15 protein-coding genes are annotated in these 14889 nt (G+C 69.0%); 10 read left to right on the forward strand and 5 right to left on the reverse strand.

The annotated features are described in order from the left end of the window. Positions 1–55: 55 nt before the first annotated feature. Positions 56–997: a Dyp-type peroxidase gene (locus tag ACIOVG_RS03695; RefSeq protein WP_400869156.1), complete on the reverse strand. Its 942-nt coding sequence runs from the start codon at positions 995–997 to the stop codon at positions 56–58. Positions 998–1200: 203 nt separating this feature from the next. Between ACIOVG_RS03695 and ACIOVG_RS03700 the strand changes: the two genes are divergently transcribed. Genes ACIOVG_RS03700 through ACIOVG_RS03710 form a run of 3 tightly spaced genes read left to right on the forward strand, consistent with a single transcriptional unit; the run spans position 1201 to position 4586 of the window. Further along, positions 1201–2046 carry a helix-turn-helix domain-containing protein gene (locus ACIOVG_RS03700; protein WP_400869158.1) on the forward strand — a complete coding sequence of 282 codons (846 nt, stop codon included), beginning with the start codon at positions 1201–1203 and terminating at the stop codon, positions 2044–2046. After that, positions 2043–3362 (forward strand): PucR family transcriptional regulator, encoded by a 1320-nt coding sequence (locus ACIOVG_RS03705; RefSeq protein ID WP_400869160.1) that lies wholly within the window; start codon positions 2043–2045, stop codon positions 3360–3362. The genes ACIOVG_RS03700 and ACIOVG_RS03705 overlap by 4 nt, the downstream gene beginning before the upstream one ends. 30 nt (positions 3363–3392) lie before the next feature. Further along, the gene (locus tag ACIOVG_RS03710) at positions 3393–4586 is read left to right on the forward strand and encodes an MFS transporter (protein WP_400869162.1); all 1194 of its coding nucleotides are present in this window, start codon (positions 3393–3395) and stop codon (positions 4584–4586) included. Between the two features lie 92 nt (positions 4587–4678). On the opposite strand, the gene ACIOVG_RS03715 is transcribed toward ACIOVG_RS03710, so the two are convergent. Further along, positions 4679–5083: a MerR family transcriptional regulator gene (locus tag ACIOVG_RS03715; protein WP_400869164.1), complete on the reverse strand. Its 405-nt coding sequence runs from the start codon at positions 5081–5083 to the stop codon at positions 4679–4681. A gap of 60 nt (positions 5084–5143) precedes the next feature. Here ACIOVG_RS03715 and ACIOVG_RS03720 point away from each other — a divergent pair, with 60 nt between their 5' ends. Continuing rightward, positions 5144–6049, forward strand: a complete 906-nt coding sequence (locus ACIOVG_RS03720) for an NAD(P)/FAD-dependent oxidoreductase (RefSeq protein ID WP_400869166.1) — start codon at positions 5144–5146, stop codon at positions 6047–6049. A gap of 108 nt (positions 6050–6157) precedes the next feature. Here ACIOVG_RS03720 and ACIOVG_RS03725 read toward each other — a convergent pair whose 3' ends face one another. Together ACIOVG_RS03725 and ACIOVG_RS03730 are read right to left on the reverse strand one after the other, a co-directional pair. Then, positions 6158–6787, reverse strand: a complete 630-nt coding sequence (locus tag ACIOVG_RS03725) for a histidine phosphatase family protein (RefSeq protein ID WP_400869168.1) — start codon at positions 6785–6787, stop codon at positions 6158–6160. Between the two features lies 1 nt (position 6788). Then, positions 6789–7163, reverse strand: a complete 375-nt coding sequence (locus tag ACIOVG_RS03730; protein ID WP_247629214.1) for a DUF5684 domain-containing protein — start codon at positions 7161–7163, stop codon at positions 6789–6791. Between the two features lie 142 nt (positions 7164–7305). Between ACIOVG_RS03730 and aspS the strand changes: the two genes are divergently transcribed. Continuing rightward, complete coding sequence (gene aspS, locus ACIOVG_RS03735) at positions 7306–9087, forward strand: aspartate--tRNA ligase (RefSeq protein WP_400869171.1); 1782 nt, start codon at positions 7306–7308, stop codon at positions 9085–9087. 144 nt (positions 9088–9231) lie between these two features. Here aspS and ACIOVG_RS03740 read toward each other — a convergent pair whose 3' ends face one another. Next, positions 9232–10059: a sulfite exporter TauE/SafE family protein gene (locus tag ACIOVG_RS03740; protein WP_400869173.1), complete on the reverse strand. Its 828-nt coding sequence runs from the start codon at positions 10057–10059 to the stop codon at positions 9232–9234. 169 nt (positions 10060–10228) lie between these two features. On the opposite strand from ACIOVG_RS03740, the gene ACIOVG_RS03745 reads away from it, so the two are divergent. The 5 genes from ACIOVG_RS03745 (at position 10229) to ACIOVG_RS03765 (ending at position 14832) form a co-directional block, all read left to right on the forward strand. Further along, positions 10229–10741: a GNAT family N-acetyltransferase gene (locus ACIOVG_RS03745; RefSeq protein WP_400869175.1), complete on the forward strand. Its 513-nt coding sequence runs from the start codon at positions 10229–10231 to the stop codon at positions 10739–10741. Positions 10742–10878: 137 nt separating this feature from the next. Then, positions 10879–12021 (forward strand): ABC transporter substrate-binding protein, encoded by a 1143-nt coding sequence (locus ACIOVG_RS03750; RefSeq protein WP_400869177.1) that lies wholly within the window; start codon positions 10879–10881, stop codon positions 12019–12021. After that, positions 12018–12956, forward strand: a complete 939-nt coding sequence (locus ACIOVG_RS03755; protein ID WP_400869179.1) for an ABC transporter permease — start codon at positions 12018–12020, stop codon at positions 12954–12956. Before ACIOVG_RS03750 ends, ACIOVG_RS03755 begins: the two co-directional genes overlap by 4 nt. Further along, complete coding sequence (locus ACIOVG_RS03760) at positions 12953–13744, forward strand: ABC transporter permease (RefSeq protein ID WP_400869181.1); 792 nt, start codon at positions 12953–12955, stop codon at positions 13742–13744. The genes ACIOVG_RS03755 and ACIOVG_RS03760 overlap by 4 nt, the downstream gene beginning before the upstream one ends. Next, a complete protein-coding gene (locus ACIOVG_RS03765) occupies positions 13741–14832 on the forward strand; it encodes an ABC transporter ATP-binding protein (RefSeq protein ID WP_400869183.1) in 1092 nt (363 codons plus the stop codon). Before ACIOVG_RS03760 ends, ACIOVG_RS03765 begins: the two co-directional genes overlap by 4 nt. Positions 14833–14889: the final 57 nt, after the last annotated feature.

Raw genomic sequence — 14889 nt, forward strand, 5'->3', positions numbered from 1 at the left:
CCTGTCGTCGATGCACTGTCGGGGTCATGCGGCCTCGTCCGATCACTCGTCATCGTCACGCCGGAGAGCGGAACGAGGCGAGCACGTCCGCGCGAGGGGCGAAGAAGACGGAGCCGGTGAGGGCGGTGGAGAAGTCCAAGAGCCGGTCGTGCATGCCGGGCGGATCGCCGATGAACATGCGCTCGAGCATCTTCTGGATGACGGAGAGATCTCGTGAGTATCCGAGGAAGTACGTGCCGAACTCGCCGTGGCCGGGCCGACCGAAGGGCATGTTGTCGCGTTGGATGTCGTGCTCGGTGCCGTCGTCGTCGGTGATGGTCGCGAGCGTCTTGTGCGACTTCTGGCCCTGTTCCGCGTCATCGAGCTCGAGCCCCTCGAGCTTCGTCCGACCGATGATGGCCTCCTGCGTCTCCGTGGGGAGAGCTCGCCAGGACGCGAGAGGGTGAAGATACTTCTGCGTGACGACGTAGGTGCCTCCCGCATGAGCCGGCTCTTCCGCTCCGATCAGGACGGCGTCGTCGGCATCGGGGCCGACCGGGTTCGCGGTGCCGTCGACGAACCCGAGGAGGTCCCGGCGGTCGAACGAGCGGAATCCGACCGTCTCGTCCTCGACGGTGACGGCATCTCCGAAGGCCTCAAGCAGCTGCCGCTCGAACTCGAAGCAGACATCGGCCCGCTCCGCACGGATGTGGAAGAGCAGATCCCCCGGGGTCGCCGGGGCACTGTGGACGGCGCCGATGACCGGAGTGAAGTCTCGCAGCTGCGCGGGTGCCTGCAGTCCCGTGAGCTCCGCCCAGATGCGATTCCCGATCCCGACCGTGCAGGTGAGCATCGCCTCCGGGAATCGGAAGGTGAGGGCTTTGAGAGCATCAGCGAGGTCGACGACGACGTCGCGCGCCCTGTCCATGCCGCCAGGAACGACCGACACGATCAGGAACACCGCGTTCGCAGTCAGCGGCGTCGTCAGTGCCTGCACAGCCTCGGTCGTCTCAGACATGCATCCCTCGCTCTCGGCCCGCCCGGGCGGTCGGTCCTGGGGACAGTATCGAGGAAGAACGTGAAATCGTCATCCGACAGTTGTCGAGAGGACGCCCGACGCCGCACCATGCGATGTCCGGGTTCCGAACAGGTGATGTGACCGTCATATCGAGCCGATACATTGCATTCACAACGTTGGACACCGACCCCCGAGGACAACGCATGGACAGCTCTCTGACCGCACTTGGCGACTACTTTCGGGCGCGGCGTGCTGTGCTCTCCCCGGAAGATGTGGGGCTGCCTCGCACGCGCGGACGTCGCGTCGCCGGCCTGCGCCGCGACGAGGTGGCCGACCTCGCCGGCATCAGCAACGACTACTACCTCCGCATCGAGCAGGGCCGCGGAGCCCGGCCCTCCGACCAGGTCATCGGGTCCATCGCCCGGGCCCTGCGTCTGGACGTGGAATCCACCGCCTATGCGTTCCGGCTGGTGTCCGGGCAGATGCCGCGTGGCCCCGTCATGCGCGACACGGACACCCCCGACCGCATCTCTCGCACGCTCACCCAATGGACGCACACCCCCGCGTACGTGTCGGATCCGCACCGGGACATCGTCGCGTCCAATCCGCTCGCCACCATCTTCGGCGAAGGCGGTCTGGCCGCCGGATCGAATCAGGTCTCGGCCCTGTTCAACGAACGGATGCGTCGGAGCCTCGTCGAGTGGGAGGCGATGGCGCGCTCGGCGGTGGCGACGCTGCGCCGCGACGCGCACCCGGAATCGCCGCGCCTGCGAGAGCTCCTCCAGCAGCTGTCCGTGCACAAGGACTTCGTGCGCATCTGGGAGCGGCACGACGTGTCCGGACCGGAAGATGCGACGTTCCGCTTCCTCTTCGACGGCGTCGGCGAGATCGCCATCGATGCGCAGAACTTCGCGGTCCGCAGCATGCCCGGGTACCAGTTGACCGTGCTGTCGGCGCGACCGGGCGGCCCCGGTGCGGAGATCTTCGCGCACCTCGCCAGTTCGCTCCCCGGCGGACGTGCCGTCGGAATGACCGAGGCCAGAAGATGACCATCGACGCAGGGTGGTACAACGCGGACCTGGATACCGCGGCGGACCTCTCAGTAGCGTCGTCGGTGTGGCCAAATCAGCAGCAAGCAGCAGGTGAGGATCGCAGCCGAGTCCGCGCCGATCTGATCCCGCTCCCATCCGGCAGCGGCGCCACGACCCTGCAGGACCTCATCGACGAACTGTCCGAGGTCCTCGGTCGTTCGGTCATGATGCAGGACTCCGGTTTCCGGCTCGTCGCGGCCAGCGCCCAGGGCGAGGACATCGACGAGCTGCAGGTGCGCACGCTCCTGACACGAACCCTGGCCCATCGCGAACGGGAGTGGGCGGAGAAGTCGGGCGTTGCACGCACCCGCCATCCCCTCACCGTCGACTTCGCGGAGTTCGGAGCGCACGAGCGCTTCGTCATCCCGATCTGGGCTGACGATGAGCAACTCGGAACGATCTGGCTGATCACATCCGGTCTCCCGCCGCTCGGAGAAGACGACTTCCGGGCGATCGATGCAACCGTCGCCGTCGCCGGCACCTTGCTGCAGGCGCGGAAGCGGGGAGCTGCACGCACTGCGCGCGAGACGGTCTTTCATGCACTGCTCTCCGGGGATCCGAGCACGCGCCGCGAGGCACTTGCCGTAGCCGTCCGCAGCCACGGCATCCGCAGAGGCCCGGAGACGGTCGTGCGCGCGGTGACAGTCGGCGAGGACGCGCCGGTGATCCTGCGCGCCGCGCTCGGCCACGCACTGGAGTCCAGCGCCCGACAGGCGCTCACGTTCATCGGCGAGAGGGGAACGGCGCTGCTGTTCATCGGACGCCTGAGCCCCCAGGAGGGGATCGACGAGGTGATCCGCTCCGAGGCAGAACGCGCTGGCGTTCTCTTGAAGGGCGTCGGGGCAGCGGCACTGTCCGAGCACGACACGGATCTGCTCCCCGTCGCAGCACGCGCGGTGGCCACCGCGAAGGTCGTGGACCTGGTGCCCGAGTTGGGCTCGTGTGCGCTGCCGGACGACGTCGGTCCGTGGCTGCTGCTCGCCGACGTCCTCGCCGACCCCGAGCGGCTGCAATGGTATTCGCCCGCAGCACACGCCCTCCTGCACGACCCCGACCCGACGCGCAGGCAGACGGTGGAGGTGCTCCTGGACGCCGCGAACCACATTCGGGAGGTGTGCGACACCCTGCACATCCACCGGACCACCCTCTACTACCGGCTCGAGAACATGCCCGAGGTCGTCAGGAACGCCCTCGGCAACGGGATGCAGCGCAGTGCCCTGCATCTCGCTCTCAAACTCACACGGTATTGGGAAAGCGCCGGCCACATCCGGTGACTCCCTCCACCGCACCCGGAAGATGAAGCCATGACGACACCGACCAGCACGCGACCGCGCACCATCGGCTTTTGGGTGGTCGCCATCGCGTTCCTCCTCGTGATGGCGTACTCCACGGTGCCGACCCCGCTCTACCCGCTCTACCAGCAGGAGGACGGCTTCCCGGTCGCCACCATCACCGTCATCTTCGCCGCCTACGCCGTCGGTGTCGTCGCGAGTCTGTTCCTCCTCGGCCACGTCAGCGACTGGATGGGACGACGACGGATGCTCGTCATCGCGGTTCTGGTGTCGACCCTGTCCGCTGTGCTCTTCATGGTGTTCACCGACGTCGCCGGCCTCCTGGTCGCGCGGGTGATCAACGGGGTCAGCATCGGCGTCCTCACCGCCACGGCGACCGCACACCTCAGCGAGCTGCGCGCCCGTGCCCGACCGGAGGAGAACAGCATCGTCGCCGCGTCCGTCGCCGGCGGAGCGAATCTCGGAGGTCTCGCCCTGGGTCCTCTGCTCGGAGGCGTCTTCGCCGACTTCTTCCCCGACCCGCTGCATCTGCCGCACACGGTGTTCGCGATCGTCCTCATCCTCCTGGCCGTCGCCCTCACCCTCGTGCCCGAGACCGTGACCGTGGCACCGCGCGCGTACCGTCCGCAACGCATCGCGGTTCCGGCGACCTCCCGGAGCGCCTTCGTCGCTGCCGGCTTCGCAGCCTTCGCGGGCTTCGCACTGTTCGGGATGTTCACGTCCCTCGCCCCCAGCATCCTCATCGGCACGTTCGAGTTGACCGACCACCTCGTCGCGGGCCTGACGGTCTTCGCCGTCTTCGGTTCTGCCGCGGCCGCGCAGGTGGTTCTGGCGTCCGTGCCTCGCCGCACGCAGTTGCTGTTCGCGGCCATCGCCTGCGGCCTGGGGCTGGCGGCCATCGCCCTCGGCGCGGTGCTCGCGCTGTTCGCGTTGTTCATCATCGGCGGCGTCATCGGCGGCGCGGGGGTCGGGGCGCTCTTCAAGTGCTCCTTGGCCGTCGCCGGCGAGCTCGCTGAGGATGGACGCCGCGGTGAGACGCTCGCCGCGATCTTCCTCGTCGCCTACTGCGGACTCGCGTTGCCCGTACTCGCGATCGGCGCGGCGCTGTCCTTCGCGCCGCAGCTCGTCGTGCTGCTGGTCTTCGTCGTCGTGGTCGGGGTCGTCACGGTGACGGCGGCGCTGCGGATGCGTCACCAGTCGCGCTGAGCTCCCCGCGTCGGGGTCGGTCCGGTGGGCGCTCCTGCCTCACCGGTACCGGCCCGGCATCCGCCTAGGCCCAGCCCCTCAGCCGCGCTCTGTCAGAAACCCGCCAGCACGTCGGCGACGCCCGCGCGGAACCGGGGACAGGTGGCGATGTCGTGCGACCGGCAGCGCATCGCGTGCTCGGTCATCTCACGCGACCGCCGCATCTCCTCCATCCGCCTGTCGAGGTCGTCGAGGTGCTCCTGCAGCACGTGGTGGCGCCCCGCGCTGCCGTCGTCGAGCAGCACGCCGATCTGCTCGAGAGTCATCCCCGCCGCCTTGCTGCGCTGGATTACCGCGATGCGCACGACCTCGTCCTCGCCATATCTGCGGCGCCCGGCCGGGTCTCGCGCCGGTCGCAGCAGTCCGACGGTCTCCCAGTGCCGGAGCACGTTGGTGGGCAGGTCGAAGCGGGCCGCGACCTCGCCGACGGACCACGGACTCTCGGGACTTGACTTCATGTTGACATGAAGTCACAGACTGTCCGAGAACGCAACACCGAACGGCGGAAGGACCCTCCCATGTATGACGCGATCGTGATCGGCGCCGGCCCCGCAGGCCTCCAGGCCGCACTCACCCTGGGGCGGATGCACCGCTCGACCCTGCTCCTCGACTCGGGCGAGTACCGCAACGGCGCCGTCCTGCACATGCACAACGTGATCGGGAACGACGGCACCCCGCCCGCCGAGTTCCGCGCGACCGCCCGCGCGCAGCTCGGCGCCTACGACGACGTCGAGATCCGCGACATCCGTGCGGAGAGCGTGTCCGGAGCCGAGGGCGACTTCACCGTGACGCTCAGCGACGGCTCGACGGCATCGGGGCGGAACATCATCCTCGCGACCGGGGTGATCGACGACCTCCCCGACGTCCAGGGCCTGTCAGCCCTGTGGGGGACGCGTGCCTTCGCCTGCCCGTTCTGCGATGGTCACGAGCACGCGGGGAGACCGATCGCGATCCTCGGCGGTGCGGACCGTGCCGCGCACCTGATCGGCCTGCTCGGCCGCATCGTGAGGGAGATCACGGTGGTGCCCGTCGCCGAGACCTTCACTGCCGAAGAGGTCGCCTCCCTCGAAGCACAGGGCGCCCGAGTGAGCGGCTCCGCGGTCGTGGCGGTCTCGGCCGATGACGCCGGTGTCGTGGTGCGCACCTCCGACGCCGAGCACACCGTCGCCGGCGTGTTCGTCGCCTCGGGAACGATGCGTCAGCGCGCCCCCTTCGCGGCGCAGCTGGAGCTGCGCATGCGGGAGTCCGGCGCGATCGAGATCGACGACTTCGGCCGCACCTCGGCGCCCGGCGTCTTCGCGGCCGGCGACCTCGCCCACCGCGCCGAGCTCCCCGGCCCGATGGCGGCCGTGATGGTGGCGGCCACGGCCGGACAGCTCGCCGCCGTCGGCATCATCCAGTCGCTGCTGGTCGCGGAGCACTGACCCGGCGTCCTCTTCTGCGGCCTCCCGCACCTTCTGCGGCCCCTCCGCGCGGATCAGGCCGCGAAAGGCGCATGAGGCCGCAGAAGGTGCGGCCACAGCGGTCAGGATTCAGACGGCCCCGACATCCACAGCGCCCTCGGTGGTCGCCGGTTCCGCATAGGCGACCTCGCGCCACACGTCGCCGACGAGTTCGAACGAGGTGACGCTCGACAGCGCGCACCTCCGCGTGCGCGGGTCGTGCCGCAACGGCAGACCCGCGACGCGGAGGTGCGTGATCCAGATCGGCGCCTGGTGCGAGACCATCACGACGTCGCCACCCTCGGCTGCCCGCCAGGCCTCGCCCATGGCGCCCAGCATCCGTTCCGCGATCGAGGTGTACGGCTCACCCCAGCTCGGCAGCGAGGGCTGCCGCAGGTGCCACCAGTTCAACGGGTTCATGAGCGAGCGACGCATCTGGGTGCCCTCGAACACGTTGGTCGGTTCGATGATGCGGATGTCGATCTCTGGCACCAGGTCGAACCGCTCCGCGAAGGGCTCAGCCGACTCCTGCGCGCGCTCCAGGGGCGAGGAGTACAAGGCGACGACCGACCGGTCCAGCGACGCCACGTGATCGGCCGCCGCCTGCGCCATGCGACGTCCCGCGGTGCTCAGGTGGTAGTCGGGCAGCCGCCCGTAGAGCACGCGTGCGGGATTGTGCACCTCTCCATGGCGGACGAGGTGCAGTCGCGTCGCCGGCACGTCAGGCCTTGCTGTAGCGCGAGTCCCCGAACCCGAGGATCAGGTAGCCGATGTACGGGAAGACGAAGAGCAGGAAGAACGAGAACAGTCCTCCCTTGCCAAAGCGCTCACCGAGCTTGATGGCCACGATGATGCCGAACACGACGTTGACGATCGGGATGATGTAGAGCAGAGCGAGCCATCCGGACATGCCGGCGATGCGCACCAGGATGACGATGTTCACGATCGGGATGATCGCGAGGATGCCGGGATAACCCGCCTTGGAGAACACCTTCCACAGGCCGATGGCGACCAGGACGTAGAAGGCGAGTGCGATCAGACCGGTGGTTCCGGAGAAGATCGTCGCGTAGAGATCGTTGATGCCGTTGGTGTCCACGGTGCACCCTTTCTGTGTGATGGCTGTGTCGTGGCCGATCATACTGACGATCGGTGGCGACGCGGGGAACCCGCCGGAGGGGACCCGACCGCCCACGTAGACTGGGCGGGTTCACCCTTTCGCAGATCAGAAGGAATTCTCCGTGCTTCGCACCCACTCGGCAGGCTCACTGCGAGCCGAGCACATCGGTCAGACCGTCACCCTCGCGGGATGGGTCGATCGTCGTCGTGACCACGGAGGAGTCGCCTTCATCGATCTGCGGGACGCCTCGGGCATCGCCCAGGTCGTCATCCGCGACGAGGAGATCGCCCACCCGCTGCGCAACGAGTTCGTGCTCAAGGTCACCGGTGTCGTCTCGCAGCGCCCTGAGGGCAACGCGAACCCGAACCTGCCGACGGGCGAGATCGAACTGATCGCCGCCGACGTCGAGGTGCTCAACGAGTCCGCCCCGCTCCCCTTCCAGGTCTCGACGGCACTCGCCGACAGCGAGACCGTCGGCGAGGAGGCGCGCCTCAAGTACCGCTACCTCGACCTTCGTCGTCCGACACCGGCATCCGCTCTGCGTCTGCGCTCGACCGTCTACAAGGCGATCCGTGACGTGCTGCACGCCGAGGACTTCACCGAGGTCGAGACGCCGACGCTCACGCGCTCCACGCCGGAGGGCGCCCGCGACTTCCTGGTGCCCGCTCGTCTGAGCCCCGGCAGCTGGTACGCCCTGCCGCAGTCGCCGCAGCTGTTCAAGCAGCTGCTCATGGTCGGCGGCGTCGAGAAGTACTTCCAGATCGCACGCTGCTACCGCGACGAGGACTTCCGCGCCGACCGTCAGCCGGAGTTCACGCAGCTCGACATCGAGATGAGCTTCGTCGACCAGGAAGACGTCATCACGCTGATGGAGTCGCTCATCCAGGCGATGTGGGCGACCATCGGCGTCGAGGTCGCGCTGCCGCTGCCGCGCATGACCTACGCCGACGCCATGGCCAAGTACGGCTCCGACAAGCCCGACCTGCGTTTCGGACTCGAGCTCGTCGAGGCGACCGAGTACTTCAAGGACACCCCGTTCCGCGTCTTCCAAGCCGAGTACGTCGGTGCCGTCGTCATGCCCGGGGGCGCGAGCCAGCCGCGCAAGCAGCTCGACGCCTGGCAGGACTGGGCGAAGCAGCGTGGTGCCCGCGGTCTCGCCTACGTCCTGTTCAACGAGGACGGCTCGCTCGGCGGCCCGGCCGCGAAGAACCTGTCCGAGGCCGAACAGGCCGGACTCGCGGAGTTCGTCGGAGCGAGCGCGGGCGACTGCGTGTTCTTCGCCGCCGGTGCTACGAAGGAGAGCCGCGCGCTCCTCGGCGCCGCACGCGTCGAGATCGGTCGCCGCCTCGGCTACCTGAACCCGGACGAGTTCGCGTTCACCTGGGTCGTCGACGCCCCCATGTTCGAGCCGGCTGCTGACGCCGTGGCATCCGGAGACGTCGCGGTCGGCGCCGGCGCCTGGACGGCCGTGCACCACGCGTTCACCGGACCGAAGCCCGAGTTCCAGGACACGTTCGACACCGACCCCGGATCGGCCCTCGCCTACGCGTACGACATCGTGTGCAACGGCTCGGAGCTCGGCGGCGGGTCGATCCGCATCCACCGCGAAGACGTGCAGAAGCGCGTCTTCGAGGTCATGGGCATCAGCGACGAGCAGGCCGACGAGCAGTTCGGCTTCCTGCTCGAGGCGTTCAAGTTCGGCGCCCCGCCGCACGGCGGGATCGCGCTCGGCATGGACCGCGTGCTGCAGCACCTGACCAAGACCGAGTCGATCCGCGAGGTCATCGCGTTCCCGAAGTCCGGCAACGGCTTCGACCCGCTGACCTCGGCTCCGGCACCGATCACCGACGCCCAGCGCGCCGAAGCCGGCGTCGACTACGAGCCCGAGGACGACGACGCCTGACCCGCACCCCGGTTCTGCCGAGAGACCCCGCGCTGCCGTGCAGCGCGGGGTCTCTTCGTGTGCGCGTGCGTCGGAGATAAGCGCCTCGCTCGGCCGGATGTCGCGAGAACGGCCGCGGGAACTGCACGCGGCCGCGCGGACTGCTCAGCGCAGCAGAGCGAGAGCGGGCTGGATGTTCTCGTTCCACACGTCGACGCCGAGTTTCGCGATCAGCCCCATCACGACGATGAGGAACACCACCCGGATGAAGGTGGTGCCACGCGCGATCGCCATGCGTGAGCCGAGGTAGCTCCCCGCGACGTTCGCCACCGCGAGGATGCCGCCGAGCAGCCACAGCACGGATCCGTGCGGGATGAAAAGCAACAGCGCCCCGAGGTTCGTGGCGAAGTTCACGATCTTCGCCTTGGCGCTCGCCTGCAGGAAGTCGTAGCCCATCAGCGCGACGAGCGTGATGACGAGGAACGTCCCGGTGCCGGGCCCGATCATTCCGTCGTAGAAGCCGATCCCGAGCCCGGCGGCGCCGGCCATGATGTGGTGCTTGTGCCCGCTGAACCGCAGCTTCGTCGCGGCACCCAGTTGCGGGCGGAACGCCGTGAACAGCGCGACGGCCAGCAGCGCCACGACGATGATCGGCTTGAACGCGGCCGGCGGGAGGACCGTCGCCACCGCGGCTCCGCCGAACGAGCCGACCAGGGCGACCGCCGCCATCGGCAGGGCCGTGCGGATATCGGGTTTCGCCCGTCGATAGTAGGTGACGCTGCTCGTGGCCGTGCCGAAGACGGACGCGAACTTGTTGGTCGCGAGCGCCTGCACCGGCGCGATGCCGGGAATGAGGAGCAGCACGGGCAGCTGCAGCAGACCGCCACCACCGACGACGGCATCGATCCAGCCGGCACCGAACGCGGCGAGGATCACCAGCAGCAGCATGCCCCACGTGAGCTGCTCGAGCCCGAGCACTGCGCCGATGTCCATCCCGCCAGAATGCCAGACGACAGGCACCTCGAACGACGGCGCCCTCTCCGCAACTCAGGACGGCCGCAGCCGCCGCACGGGGCGATGCCCGACTTCCCGGCACCGGCACCCCGGCCCCGGCCCGATCCGCCGCCGATGTCCTGAGTTGCGACGCTGGCAGACTGGTGCCATGCTCGACGCTCTTCCCCTCCCCCACGCCTTCGACTCCCGCGCCGGCCGCGCGCTGCTGCGCAGGGCCACGCCCGCCGACGCCGATGCCGTGATCGCTCTGCTCGCCGATGACCCGATCAGCGCGGCCCGCGGTGATGTCGCCTCCGAGGCCGACCGGCCGGCCTATGCCGCCGCGCTGGTGGATATCCTCGCCGAACCGTCGAACGACCTGCTAGTGGTCGAGCTCGAGGGTGAGATCGTCGGCACCCTGCAGCTCACCTCGATCCCCGGCATGGCGCGACGGGGCGCACGGCGTCTGCTCGTCGAGGCCGTGCGGGTGCGCAGCGACCTGCGCTCCTCCGGCATCGGGTCGGCCGTGATGCGCTGGGTCGGCGAGGCGGCGGCTCCGGCGCTCGGTGCGGCGATGGTGCAGCTCACGTCCGATGCCGCCCGCACCGAGGCCCACCGCTTCTACGAACGCCTCGGCTATATCGGGTCGCACCTCGGCTTCAAGTACACGGTCGGTGGCTGATCGCACCGACCGCGCTCCCTCCCGCCACCAGCCGGACACCGCACGTTCACCCGACCCGCGACGACCGGTAACCCCCGCCCCGTAGCGTCCTCTCGCAACCCCGAACCGGCGATCGCCGGTCACCCGAGAGGACACTCATGGCACGCTTCATCCGCCGCGCACGCATCGGCGCCGGTATCGCCCTGGCCACCACGGCCGCACTCGCACTCACCTCCTGCGCCGGCGCGACCGACGCGCCCGCCTCCGGTGGTGACTCCGACGTGGATGCCACGACGGCCACCTCCGTCGCCGATTTCGGCACCTTCGCCGACCTCGAGGCCGCCGCCAAGGCCGAGGGCGCCCTCAACGTCATCGCCCTCCCCCGCGACTGGGCCAACTACGGCGAAGTCCTCGACCTGTTCGCCGAGAAGTACCCGGAGATCACGATCAACGAGGCCTCGCCCGACGTCTCCAGCGCCGAGGAGATCCAGGCGGCGGAGACCAACAAGGGCCTCGACACGGCCCCCGACGTGTTCGACCTCGGCCTGACGGTCGCCCTGCAGAACACCGACACCTTCGCCCCGTACAAGGTGCAGACGTGGGATGACATCCCCGACGCGCTCAAGGAGCCCACCGGCCTCTTCGTCGGCGACTACGGCGGATACATGTCGATCGGCTACGACTCCTCGAAGTTCGACGCCCCCGCCGAGCTCTCCGACCTGCTGTCGGCGGACTACAAGGGCGCGGTCGCGATCAACGGCGACCCGACTCAGGCCGGCGCCGCGTTCGCCGCGGTCGGCCTCGCCACCGTCCAGTCCGACGGATCGCTCGACGACTACCAGCCGGGCATCGACTTCTTCTCCGAGCTGCAGAAGGCGGGCAACCTGCTGAAGGTCGACGTGACCACCGCGACGATCACCAGCGGTGAGACCCCGGTCGTCTTCGACTGGGACTACCTGAACGCCTCGCACACGGCCGACAACGAGAACTGGAAGGTCGTCGTGTTCGACGGCACCGGCTATGCGGGCTACTACAACCAGGCCATCAACGTCGACGCTCCGCACCCGGCGGCTGCCCGCCTGTGGCAGGAGTTCCTCTACAGCGACGAGGTGCAGAACCTGTGGCTGAAGGGCGGTGCACGCCCGGCCCGCATGGAGGCCATGACCGAGGCCGGCACGATCGACGCCGACCTCGCCGCCGCGCTTCCCGAGGCGCCGGAAGAGACCGTCGTCCCGACCGAGGAGCAGTCCACCAACGCCGGCACCCTGCTCGGCGAGAAGTGGGCAGCGGCGGTCCAGTGACCACCCTCTCCGCACCGGGGACGGATGCTGCGGCATCCGTCCCCGCCACCTCCGCCGGGTCCTCGCACAGCGCGAGGACCCGGCGGTCCACGCCGTCTCCGGCCTGGCTGGGCCTGGTCCCGTTCGCGGCCTACGTCGTGCTGTTCCTGGCGGTTCCGACCGTGCTCGCGATCGGCTCCGGCTTCTTCACCGAGGACGGCTCCTTCACCTGGACGAACATCTCGGCGCTGGGCGACCCCGTGGTGCTGAACACCTTCGCCAACTCTGCCGGTCTCTCGCTGGGAACCGCGGTCGTCGGCGCTGTCGTGGGAGCCCTGGTCTGCTACGCCCTGCTGGGCATGAACCCCGAAGGCGCCGTCCGCGCGAGCGTCGATGCCGCGGCCGGTGTGTTCGCCCAGTTCGGCGGCGTCATGCTCGCTTTCGCCTTCATCGCGACGATCGGCATCCAGGGGATCATCACGGTCTTCCTGAAAGACACCTTCGGCCTCAACATCTTCGAGAACGGCACCTGGCTGTATGAGCTGCCCGGACTGATCCTGCCGTACATCTACTTCCAGATCCCTCTGATGGTGATCACGTTCATGCCCGCCCTCGCCGCCCTCAAGCCGCAGTGGGCCGAGGCCAACCTCACGCTCGGCGGCACGCGTGCCAGCTTCTGGCTCCGCATCGGCATCCCCGTGCTCGCCCCCTCATTCCTCGCCAGCCTGCTGCTGCTGTTCGCGAACGCGTTCTCGTCGTACGCCACGGCCGCCGCCCTCGCGAGCCAGGGGGCGCAGATCGTCCCGTTGCAGATCCGCACCGCGCTCACGAGTGAGACGGTCCTGGGCAGGGAGAATCTCGCCGGCGCACTCGCGCTCGGCATGATCGTCATCGTGGGAGTGGTCATGGCGCTGTACTCGCTCGTCCAGCGTCGGGCTGCGAGGTGGCAATCATGAACCGGCTCGCTCCCTCACTCGCGACGCGCTGGATCATCGGCATCCTCGTCGGGGCGTTCTTCGCGATCCCCCTGGTGTCGACCTTCCTCTTCACCCTCCGCGGCACGGAGGGGGTGTCGCTCGAGCACTGGATCGCGCTGTTCGATCCCGCCGCATCCGCAGCGATCAAGCCGATCTGGACCGGCCTCGGCAACTCCCTGATCCTGGCGGTCGTCACGGTCGCGATCGTGCTGCTCCTGCTCGCGCCGACCATGATCCTGGTGAACCTCCGCTTCGGCAGGCTCAAGCCGATGTTCGAGTTCGCTGTGCTGCTGCCGATCTCGATCCCCGCGATCGTTCTGGTGGTGGGTCTCGCGCCGATCTATCTGCAGATCGGCCGCACGCTCGGCACCGGCACCTGGACCCTGGCATTCGCCTACGGCATCACCGTGCTGCCGTTCGCCTACCGTTCGATCCAGGCCTCCATCGACGCCGCCGATCTGCGCACGCTGTCGGAGGCTGCCCGCTCACTCGGCGCGAGCTGGCCGACGGTGGTGCTGAAGGTGCTCGCGCCCAACCTGCGCCAGGGGCTCCTCTCGGCCTCGCTCATCTCGATCGCGGTCGTGCTGGGCGAGTTCACGATCGCCTCGCTGCTCAACCGCCAGGTGTTCCAGACGGCGATGGTGGTCGTCCAGAAGCAGGACCCCTACGCCCCGGCGATCTTCACACTGCTGGCGCTGGCCTTCGTCTTCATCCTGCTCCTCCTCATCGGCCGCGTCGCGCGTGGCAAAGGAAAGGCCCGCTCATGACCCTCGACCACCCGCTCCCCCGCACGGCGGACAACCTGCTGCTGGCCGAGGCCGGCGAGGGCACCCGCGTCGAGCTGCAGGGCATCGTCAAGAGCTACTCCGGCACCCGTGTGCTGCATGGTGTCGACCTCGACATCGCCCCCGGCGAGTTCGTCTCGCTGCTCGGCCCGTCCGGCTGCGGCAAGACGACCCTGCTGCGCGTGCTGGCGGGCCTCGAGGGGGCGGATGAGGGCGCGGTGCTGCTCGGCGGCCACGATGTCTCGCGCGTCCCGACCAACAAGCGCGACATCGGCATGGTCTTCCAGTCGTACTCCCTGTTCCCGCACCTCCGGGTCGCCGAGAACACCGCGTTCGGCCTGCGTCGTCGCGGTGTCTCCGCCTCCGAGTCCACGAAGCGCGCCCTCGATGCCCTGGCGCTGGTGGGCCTCGCCGACTTCGCCGACCGCTTCCCGCACCAGCTGTCCGGTGGCCAGCAGCAGCGCGTCGCCCTGGCCCGCGCCCTGGTCACCGAGCCGAAGGTGCTGCTGCTCGACGAGCCGCTCTCGGCGCTCGACGCGAAGGTGCGCGTGCAGCTGCGCGACGAGATCCGCCGCATCCAGCTGCGTCTCGGCATCACGACCGTGTTCGTCACGCACGACCAGGAGGAGGCGCTGGCCGTCTCCGACCGCATCGCGGTGATGAACTCCGGACGGATCGAGCAGATCGGCTCGCCCGAGCAGCTGTACACGACCCCGTCGACGGCGGGTGTGGCCGCATTCGTCGGACTCTCCAGCGTCGTCTCCGGTGTCGGCGAGGGCGACCATGTCGTGGTGTGGGGGCAGCGGCTGCCCCTGCAGTCCCCGGCGATCGGGCCGGTCGACGTGTATCTGCGCCCCGAGAACGTCTTCTTCGCCAGTGAAGCGGACGCCGCCACCGACGCCCTGGTGCAGGAGAGCACCTTCCTCGGCAGCATGCGGCGCACCCTCGTGCGCACGGAATCCGGAGAGCTCGTCCGGGTGCAGCACGCGCCCGGCATCCGCCCCTCCTTCGGCGATCGCGTCCGCATCGCCGTCGCCCCCGAACCCGTGGCCGTGCACCCGCGGGGCTGAATTCTCACACCCCCGAGACTTCGCTCTTCCCCCACCTGTAGGGGTCGGATAACGTGA

This window comes from Microbacterium sp. NPDC087591, from assembly GCF_044743625.1.
Classification (GTDB): domain Bacteria; phylum Actinomycetota; class Actinomycetes; order Actinomycetales; family Microbacteriaceae; genus Microbacterium.